Below are 9,684 nucleotides of genomic sequence, written 5' to 3'. Positions count from 1 at the left end.
ATATTCCAATAACTTAAAACAAAAAACACAAACTATCAGCTGATCTGTAACCCCAACAAAAAAGGCGCTGATACAGCGCCTTTGTTAAATCAAAGCCAAACACCTTACAACTTAAAGGCACTCACCTTACTCTGCAGCTGCTCAGCTTGCTTCCTTAGCTCCTGCGACTGCGCCAAGTTTTCACTCACCCCTGCGGTCAATTGGTCGCTAACATCTTTAATCGATACGATATTTTGCGAAATCTCACCGGTCACATGGGTTTGCTCTTGAGCAGCGGTGGCAATTTGCGTCGCCATATCACTGATCACCGATACCGAATTGGTAATTTCTTCTAAAGCATTTGAGGCTTTATCGGCATCTTCCACCGAACCACCCGCTAGGCGAGAGCTGCTTTCCATTAAGGCAACAGCACGGTCGGTAGTTTTTTGTAGAGTTTCAATGGTGCTCTTAATCTCTTCTGTAGAGGTATGGGTGCGCTGTGATAATACCCTCACTTCGTCAGCTACCACCGCAAAACCACGCCCTTGCTCACCGGCGCGAGCCGCTTCAATGGCAGCATTTAAGGCCAATAAGTTAGTTTGTTCGGCAATGCCCTGAATGGTCGACAATACGGTACTAATTTCGACGGCGTGTTTGCTGAGTTCGGCAATCACTAGGGCCGCTTCATTTACTTCATCGGCCAAAGAATTAATTGAACTCTTAGTATTCATAACTAACTCATGACCACTGCTAGTGCTATGAGTTGAATCCTGCGCAGCTTGCGCAGTACGATCAGCGTGCGAGGCAATTTCTTGAGTTGCCGACGCCATTTCAGTCACCGCGGTGGCCACCATGGCAATTTCTTGCTGTTGACCTTCAATCTCGGCTACCGACTGGGTCGCGCGTTTACTACCAATATCCGATTGCTCGGCGAGCTGATTAGATTGCTGCTGAATATGGCTGATCAATTGCTGTAAGGTCGCCACAAAAGTATTAAAGTTACTGGCCAATTCGCCCACTTCATCTTTAGTGTCAATATCGATGCGCTGGCTTAAGTCACCATTACCTTGAGCAAACTGCGCCAAGGCCGCTGATACTGTGGCCAAAGGTCTAAACAGCACATTACACAATACGCTAAATAAAATCACACAGCCTGCCACAACCAACAGCGTCACAATAATTTGCCCTAACACTGCTTTGTATAAAGGCGCTACCAGCGAGTCATAGTCAATCACACTCACGGTAATTAAAGGTTTGCCGCTAATGGCTTTAGCAAAAATAACGAACTCTTTACCATCAATAGTAATTAAGCGCGAGCGGTCTGAAGAAGCCGCTTGTTGTATCTCGCTAAAATTAAGCCCCAACTGAGCAATACTTTGATTTAACAACTTGGCATCGGGGTGGACAAATACATTGCCCTGCTTATTCACAATAAACATGTAGCCTTCACCCGGCAAAATCACTTTATCCAAGCTGTTAAGAATATCGGTAATCTCTACATCCGCTCCCAATACCACTTGCTTGCCATTGAGCTTTATCGCCTTACCTAAAGACACCACATTGGCACCAGTTGCCGCGGCCACCGTGGGGTTATCCATAAAGACTTGCTGAGGTGCCTTTAAAGCATTGATATACCAGCCCCACTTACGCGGGTCATCGTTACCCGGAGGCAAAACAACGCCATTAGCATTTTTTTGCGAGCCATCGGGGTAGGCCAGAAACACATTATCAAAGGCCGCCGCATCGCGCACTTGAGCCAAATGAGCAACAATCTGTTCCTCTTTGGCCTCTTTCGATATAGAGCTTAAAGAACGTTCTTTTGATAATAGCCAGTCACTTACATATTGATTGTAAGATGCCGAGGCACTCATCAAGCGCTGTTCCACATCAAAATCCAAGCGTTCTGAAGCGGCACGAAATGACAGCGCCTCCACCAGAAAACCGCCAAGAATAATTGCTAAACTTGCCGACACAGCAAGCTTGATTTTTAAGGACCAACTTTTAAACATGGGCTTTCCTTTTGCCAATACTGATAACGATTCACTACACAGCAGTAAACCAAACCGTTTACCAAGGGTTTAACTATAGCAAGTAGAAACATTTAAGCTTGTGAACTGCGAAGGCTTATAGCATCAATGTGCTAATTTAGTGACAAAAATCTAACCTAGATTAAAAAACCGCTCAAAGAGCGGTTACATTTCATACAAAATTTGCGATTGTTCGCGATTAAACACTCATCCAGCGCTTCACGTCGGCTTCATCCACCTCGGCTTTGCTGCCTTGTAACACCACGTTGCCGCGATCCAGCACGGTGTAATGGTCGGCCAAGGCCACTGCAAAATCAAAATATTGCTCCACCAGCACTATCGCCATCTCGCCACGGTCGCGCAGCAGGGCTAATACTTTTTGAATGTCTTTGATAATAGAGGGTTGAATACCTTCGGTAGGTTCGTCCAGCATCAACAGCTTAGGGCGCATGATTAAGGCGCGGGCGATTGCCAGCTGTTGCTGCTGACCACCCGATAAATCGCCGCCGCGGCGACTGAGCATTTGCTTGAGTACCGGGAACAAACGAAAGATTTCATCGGGAATAAAGCGCTCCGACTTAGGCAATACCGAAAAGCCAGTTTTCAGGTTTTCCAATACGGTTAACTGACCAAAAATTTCCCTCCCCTGCGGCACAATGGCAATGCCCTGTTTTGCCCGCTGCGCCGCCGACATTTTGCTAATGTCTTTACCATTAAACATGATGCTACCAGCACTAATGCTTTGCTGCCCTGCCAGCGCTTTTAATAAGGTGGTTTTGCCCACCCCATTACGCCCTAATACACAGCTAATCTTGCCCGGCTCAGCACTTAAATCCACGTTGTAAAGGGCTTGGCTGGCGCCGTAATAACTATCGACTTGAGAAAGTTCTAACATTTTGCCTCCTAGCGCCCTAAGTAAACTTCAATAACTTGTTGATTTTGTTGCACTTGCTCTAGGCTTCCCTGAGCCAATACCGAGCCTTCGTGCAACACCGTTACTGGGCAATCTAGCGCTTTAACAAAATCCATATCGTGCTCTACCACCACCAGCGAATGCTTCTTCGCCAGCTCTTTAAATAACTCGGCAGTGAGTGCAGTTTCTTCATCGGTCATGCCCGCTGCGGGCTCGTCAATCAGTAGCAACTGCGGCTCTTGCATGATTAGCATACCTATCTCTAACCACTGTTTTTGCCCATGCGACAGCGCACCAGCCAACCAGTCTTGTTTGTCGGCCAAGCGGATTAACGCAAGGGTATCGCCAATCTTTTTATTGTCGCTAGACGAGAGCTTGTGAATCAGTGATTCAAAAACCCCGCGCCGACCAGCCAAAGCCAGCTCTAAGTTTTCAAACACCGTGAGATTTTCTATCACCGAAGGCTTTTGAAATTTTCGACCAATACCGATGTTGGCAATTTCCGCTTCATCGTGTTGGGTTAAATCAATATCGTTCTTAAAAAACACAGTGCCTTCATCGGGGCGTAATTTACCGGTAATCACGTCCATCATGGTAGTTTTACCAGCGCCGTTGGGGCCAATAATGGCGCGCATTTGCCCTGGTTCTAGAATCAATGACAAACTATTGAGTGCCTTGAAACCATCAAAGCTCTTGGTCACACCATCCACATAGAGAATGGTGTCCTGTGGAATATGTACACTACGCATTGTTTACCGCTCCTTTGGCTGAAGGTTCAGACTGAGATGAAGACGAACTAGGCTCTGACATAGCAGACGAAGTTGGCTGTGCCGCCATGGCCGCACGCTCTTGGCGCTTAGCCTTGATGCTGCCATACAAACCCACCACACCCTTGGGTAGCCATAGCGTAGTAATCACAAACAAGGCCCCTAAGAAGAACAGCCACAGTTCAGGAAATACCCCAGTAAACCAAGACTTACCAAAGTTCACCAATAGCGCGCCAAATATCGCACCAAACAGCGTGCCGCGACCACCTACGGCCACCCACACAATACTTTCAATCGAGTTAAGTGGAGCAAACTCACCAGGGTTAATAATGCCCACTTGCGGTACATATAAGGCTCCAGCAACACCTGCTAGCATTGCCGATACCACAAATACAAACAGCTTAAAGCGCTCCACACGATAACCAATAAAACGAGTTCGGCTTTCGCTATCACGCACCGCAATCAATACTCGGCCTAGCTTAGAGTTAACAATCCAGCGGCATAAGATGTATGCGCCCGCTAGCGCCAAGGCACTTAAGGCAAACAACACAGCACGAGTGGAATCGGCCTGTAAGTTAAAGCCAAGTATGTCTTTAAAGTCGGTCAAACCATTGTTACCGCCAAAGCCCATGTCGTTGCGGAAGAAGGCCAGCATTAAGGCGTAAGTTAGTGCCTGAGTAATAATTGATAGGTACACCCCGGTAACGCGAGAGCGAAAGGCCAAGTAACCAAACACAAAGGCTAAAATCCCCGGCGCTAAAAACACCATTAACATAGCAAAGGGGAACATATCAAAGCCTAGCCAATACCAAGGTAATTCCGACCAATCGAGGAACACCATGAAGTCGGGTAATTCGGGATTAGCATACACCCCTCGGTCACCAATCTGACGCATCAAGTACATACCCATGGCGTAGCCGCCCAAGGCAAAAAATGCCCCGTGGCCCAAGCTGAGAATACCGCAATAACCCCATACTAAGTCCACCGCTACCGCCAGCAAGGCATAACACAGGTACTTGCCTAGCAGAGTGACCCAATAAGAGCTCAAGTGTAGAGGATTCTCAGGGCTTAGCGCCAAGCTCATTAAAGGCACTAAGATGGCTGAAACTAACAAGGCCAGCAACATCGTATTGCCGACTTTGTCTTTAACTAAAAATCTAACTAATAGAGACTTTGGCATGACTTAATCCTCCACCGTACGGCCTTTTAAGGCGAATAAGCCGCGGGGACGTTTTTGAATAAATAGAATGATGAATACCAATACCAGAATTTTGGCTAATACCGCGCCAGTAAAGGGTTCTGCCAGTTTGTTCGCCACCCCTAAGGTTAAGGCGCCAATCACCGTACCAAACAGGTTACCCACCCCACCAAATACCACCACCATGAAGGAATCGATGATGTAGTTCTGGCCAAGGTTTGGCCCAACGTTGGTTAACTGGCTTAAGGCCACACCCGCAATGCCGGCAATGCCCGAACCTAAACCAAAGGTCATGGCATCCACCCAACTAGAGCGAATGCCCATGGAGTTAGCCATGGCGCGGTTTTGGGTTACGGCGCGCATCTGCAAACCAAAGAAGGTTTTACGTAAAATGGTCCACAGCAGTGCCACCACCAAGAAACTAAAGACGATAATGTAAAGGCGGTTAAAGGTTAGCGACAGTACGCCATTAATTTCTAAGGAGCCACTCATCCACTGCGGGGTAATCACCGCTTGGTTTAAGGGGCCGAAGATACTGCGTACTGCTTGTTGTAAGATGAGGCTTAAGCCAAAGGTGGCCAATAGTGTTTCTAATGGGCGGCCATATAAGAAGCGAATAATGCCACGCTCAATCAGTACCCCCACTAAACCGGATACGACAAAGGCTGCCGGCACCGCCACCAATAGTGACCATTCAATATTATTAGGCATCAGCTGCTGAATCACATAGGTGGTGTAGGCACCCAACATGATCATTTCACCGTGGGCCATGTTAATCACGCCCATTACCCCAAAGGTAATTGCGAGGCCAACAGCGGCCAGCAGCAATACTGCGCCCAAACTCAAGCCAAAATAGATGTTTTCGGCTATGCCATTAATTTTCACTAGCTGCTGGTTAGTGGCTACCGCCTTATCAATCGCGGCACGCACTTGTGGATCTTGCTCTTTAGCCTGCTGTTGATTCAGCACGTTTCTTGAGGCTTGGTCCAATTGCCCTGACAACAGCTGAGCAGCGGCGATACGCGCTTGCGGCTCACCGTTTTGCAACACAATGATCGCCTGCATTTCTTTTAGCTTGGCAATCACCGCCTTATCTGACTCCGCCACCAAGCGCTTTTCTATCATCGGCATGAAGCTTTCGTCTGCTTCATTCATTAACGAGCGTACTGCAGCAATGCGCTCCGCTGGATCGGCAGCACTTAAACTAATTTGCGCTAAGCCACTGCGTAACTGGCGACGAATGCTGTTATTTACAGTGATTTTTCTAATTTTAGATTTGCTAACAGCGCCGAGTTCACTACCGTCAAGCACCGAACTGAGTTGATATTGGCCGTCTTTTTCTATGGCCACCACCACCTGTCGGTCGGATTTTAGATAGTACAGGTTGGCGTCGAGTAAACTTTGAAAAATGAGTTGGTTACGCTCATCATCGATGTCGATGAGCTGTTCGATTAGCACTTCTTTTTGATTATTATTTTTAGCGCTGGCGAAGGCCTGTACGACCTGGTTCCAATCACTTGCCGCAGCGGGTAATGCGATTAACAGTAGCAAAGCGCTTAGCCACAAGTGTGAAAGACGAGATATGTATATGCTCAAAACAATCCCTACTTTTTAATAGATGTTGTACAAAAGGCGCGGCTAACTCTGTCAGTCGCGCCTTTTTAAAGGCGTGCCCTAGGGCACTTTGTGATATGCGCGAGCTAAACTAGTAGTTCTGACCTGAACATTGACCCGTTTTAATATTGAAGTTGCCGCACTTAATGGGCGCAGTCCAATCAGCTACGATGGTGGCTGATTCTTCTAGGTGGTCAGTCCAAGCATCACCAATAACCCCACCCATGGTTTGCCAAACGATGTCGAACTGACCATCAGCTTGGATTTCACCAATCAGTACCGGTTTAGTGAGGTGGTGGTTAGTGTTCATTACTGCGTAACCGCCAGTCAGGTTAGGAACCACAATGCCGTACATCGCATCACGTACTGCATCAGTGCCAGTTGTACCGGCTTTTTCAACCGCTTCAGCCCACATCTTGAAACCGATGTAAGTGGCTTCCATTGGGTCGTTAGTCACTCGCTTGTCATCACCGGTGTAGGCTTTCCAAGCTTCGATGAAGGCTTCGTTGGCTTCGCTATCGGCGCTTTGGAAGTAGTTCCATGCGGCTAGGTGACCCACTAGTGGTGCGGTATCAAAACCAGATAGTTCTTCTTCACCTACTGAGAACGCAACAACAGGAATGTCTTCAGCAGAGATGCCTTGGTTGGCTAGCTCTTTATAGAAAGGTACGTTGGCATCACCGTTAATAGTTGAAACAACGGCGGTTTTCTTACCTGTGCTACCAAATTTCTTAACATCAGAAACAATGGTTTGCCAGTCAGAATGACCAAATGGGGTGTAGTTGATCATGATGTCAGCTTCTTTTACCCCTTTCGCTTTTAGATAAGCTTCAAGGATCTTGTTGGTGGTACGTGGGTAAACATAGTCAGTACCGGCTAATACCCAACGCTCTACACCTTCTTCATTCATCAAGTAATCCACCGCCGGAATGGCTTGTTGGTTTGGCGCAGCACCGGTGTAGAATACGTTTTTAGAGCTTTCTTCACCCTCGTATTGAACTGGGTAGAACAACATGCCATTTAGCTCTTCAACTACCGGTAATACCGACTTACGAGATACTGAAGTCCAGCAACCAAAAATCACATCCACTTTTTCTTTGTCGAGCAATTCGCGGGCTTTTTCGGCAAACAATGGCCAGTTTGACGCAGGGTCAACCACCACCGGCTCCAATTTTTTACCTAATAAACCACCCTTTTTGTTTTGCTCTTCAATCATCATTAATACGGTATCTTTCAGTGTGGTTTCACTGATGGCCATGGTGCCAGATAAAGAGTGCAATACGCCTACTTTAATGGTTTCTGCTGCTTGAGCTGCATTAAGAGAGAAGGCTAGCGCAACGCCACTGGCGACAGTAGCGAGCTTTTTCCATTTGCTTTGTTGTGTCATTGTGCTGTTTCCTATTTTTATAGTCTTTTTAAAGCATGCGATACCTCATGCAGTGCTGAACTCACTACAGCATCGACCATGCCAAAGAAACAAAACCAATAAAAAACAATACGTTAAATAACGTAGCCAAAATCAAACCCTGCTCAAAATGCACAGCAGCTGAGCGTTTGCCCTAAAAAGATGCACCAAAATGAGAGTTTACTAAATAGCCCCCATGACAACGCACCAATGACAAGCAAATGCACCAATATGGTTCTTCATGTAACAAACGTTTCATAGAAATCGCCCTAGAAACAGGCATGTAGGATAGATTGCCAAAACTGGTTTGTTTTTTGCTGTTAATAATGCAATAAATTTAAACCCTAGCTTCTTACAAGGATCAGTGTGAGCCAACAGACTCAAATAACGCCTTCAGCGCAGGATGCCCCCATTAAGCAAGGTTGGTTAGCCAAGCTCGAGCTAGGCTTTGCCCCCATCGCCAACAAAACCCGCTTAAGCCTAAATCGAAGTTTTGGCCCACTGCGGGTGCAACGCCCCTTTCACCCAGAGCTGGAAGCACCAGACTGCTGCCATGTTTATTTGCTGCATCCTCCGGGGGGCTTAGTGGCTGGAGACCAGCTACTAATGAACGTAGAGTGTTTAGAGGGCAGCAAAGTGGTGCTCACCACGCCCGCCTCGGGCAAACTTTATCGCTCTAACTTGGCCCGCCAACAACAAGCCCAGCAGCAACGCTTTCACCTAGAAAATAACAGCAGCTTAGAATGGCTACCGCCAGAAACCATCGTCTTTAACGGTGCGCAAGGGCGTTTAGACAGCCACTTCATGTTGCAAGGTAATGCCCAGCTAATTGCTTGGGAAATCACCTGCCTAGGCCGCCAAGCCAGTGACGAAGAATTTGAGCACGGCGAACTATTACAATCAATTAAAGTGTATCGCGAGCAGCGTCCACTACTGATCGAAAACACCCGTATCGACAATGCCGTGAGTGCCAACAACCCGGCGGCCTTAGCCGGGCAATCGGTATACGCCTGCATGCTGGCCACCGTTGACCAACTTAGCGAAACCCTGCAAAAACAACTACTGGAAAGCCTGCGTAGCCAATTGGACTGCCCACAATTGGGCTTAAGTTTACTCAGAGGTTTACTGGTATTGCGTTATCTGGGTAATAACGCCGAGCAAGTAAGAAAACAGTTTGAACAAGCATGGGCCATTATTCGCCCCTGTACCTTGGGCTTGAAAGCAGTAGCCCCACGCATTTGGAATACCTAATTTAAACCGATCACGAGGCCAATATGGAATTAACCCCAAGAGAAAAAGACAAGTTATTGTTGTTTACCGCCTTCCTCGTCGCCGAGCGACGCAAACAAAAAGGCTTAAAGCTCAACTACCCAGAAACGGTGGCTTATCTGTCAGCCAGCATCGTAGAAGGCGCTCGCGAAGGACGCAGTGTTGCCGAATTGATGAGCTGGGGGCGCACCCTGCTAAGTCGTGACGATGTGATGGATGGCATCGCCGAGATGGTTCATGAAGTACAAGTTGAAGCCACCTTCCCCGACGGCACCAAGCTTGTCACCGTGCATAACCCGATCCCTTAGGCCCAGTACAGAGGAACAGAATATGACACCTGGAGAACTGATTATTGAGGATGGCGAAATCGAGCTAAATGTCGGTTTAGCCACCATCACCATCGATGTGGCCAACAGCGGAGACCGTCCGGTACAGGTAGGCTCTCACTACCACTTTGCCGAAACCAACCCGGCCTTGCTTTTCGACCGTCAAGCCGCTCGCGGCTTTCGACT

9 protein-coding genes are annotated in these 9,684 nt (G+C 47.6%); 3 read left to right on the top strand and 6 right to left on the bottom strand.

All coding sequences use genetic code 11. The features are described 5' to 3' along the window. Window positions 1-104 precede the first annotated feature (104 nt). The 6 genes from ACQY6Q_RS15045 to urtA all read right to left on the bottom strand — a co-directional run bounded on the left by ACQY6Q_RS15045 (window position 105) and on the right by urtA (window position 7,885). A complete protein-coding gene (locus tag ACQY6Q_RS15045) occupies window positions 105-1,988 on the bottom strand; it encodes a methyl-accepting chemotaxis protein (protein WP_427982607.1) in 1,884 nt (627 codons plus the stop codon). A gap of 217 nt (window positions 1,989-2,205) precedes the next feature. After that, the gene (urtE, locus tag ACQY6Q_RS15040; protein WP_055733705.1) at window positions 2,206-2,901 is read right to left on the bottom strand and encodes an urea ABC transporter ATP-binding subunit UrtE; all 696 of its coding nucleotides are present in this window, start codon (window positions 2,899-2,901) and stop codon (window positions 2,206-2,208) included. Between the two features lie 8 nt (window positions 2,902-2,909). Then, on the bottom strand, window positions 2,910-3,668 hold the full coding sequence (gene urtD, locus ACQY6Q_RS15035) for an urea ABC transporter ATP-binding protein UrtD (protein ID WP_055733704.1): 759 nt from the start codon (window positions 3,666-3,668) through the stop codon (window positions 2,910-2,912). Beyond that, a complete protein-coding gene (urtC, locus tag ACQY6Q_RS15030) occupies window positions 3,661-4,866 on the bottom strand; it encodes an urea ABC transporter permease subunit UrtC (RefSeq protein WP_427982606.1) in 1,206 nt (401 codons plus the stop codon). Before urtC ends, urtD begins: the two co-directional genes overlap by 8 nt. 3 nt (window positions 4,867-4,869) lie before the next feature. Then, window positions 4,870-6,480, bottom strand: a complete 1,611-nt coding sequence (gene urtB / locus ACQY6Q_RS15025) for an urea ABC transporter permease subunit UrtB (RefSeq protein ID WP_427982604.1) — start codon at window positions 6,478-6,480, stop codon at window positions 4,870-4,872. Window positions 6,481-6,589: 109 nt separating this feature from the next. After that, on the bottom strand, window positions 6,590-7,885 hold the full coding sequence (urtA, locus tag ACQY6Q_RS15020) for an urea ABC transporter substrate-binding protein (RefSeq protein WP_427982603.1): 1,296 nt from the start codon (window positions 7,883-7,885) through the stop codon (window positions 6,590-6,592). Between the two features lie 384 nt (window positions 7,886-8,269). Here urtA and ACQY6Q_RS15015 point away from each other — a divergent pair, with 384 nt between their 5' ends. The 3 genes from ACQY6Q_RS15015 to ACQY6Q_RS15005 all read left to right on the top strand — a co-directional run. Beyond that, window positions 8,270-9,154 (top strand): urease accessory protein UreD, encoded by an 885-nt coding sequence (locus tag ACQY6Q_RS15015; protein WP_427982601.1) that lies wholly within the window; start codon window positions 8,270-8,272, stop codon window positions 9,152-9,154. A gap of 23 nt (window positions 9,155-9,177) precedes the next feature. Further along, the gene (gene ureA, locus ACQY6Q_RS15010) at window positions 9,178-9,480 is read left to right on the top strand and encodes an urease subunit gamma (protein WP_055733697.1); all 303 of its coding nucleotides are present in this window, start codon (window positions 9,178-9,180) and stop codon (window positions 9,478-9,480) included. A 22-nt stretch (window positions 9,481-9,502) separates the two neighbouring features. Further along, window positions 9,503-9,684, top strand: a 182-nt coding sequence (locus ACQY6Q_RS15005) for an urease subunit beta (RefSeq protein WP_427982599.1), incomplete at its 3' end; no start/stop codon positions are given.

This window comes from Agarivorans sp. (assembly GCF_050295395.1).
Taxonomy (GTDB): Bacteria; Pseudomonadota; Gammaproteobacteria; order Enterobacterales; family Celerinatantimonadaceae; genus Agarivorans.
This window is presented reverse-complemented; position numbering and strand designations above follow the sequence as displayed.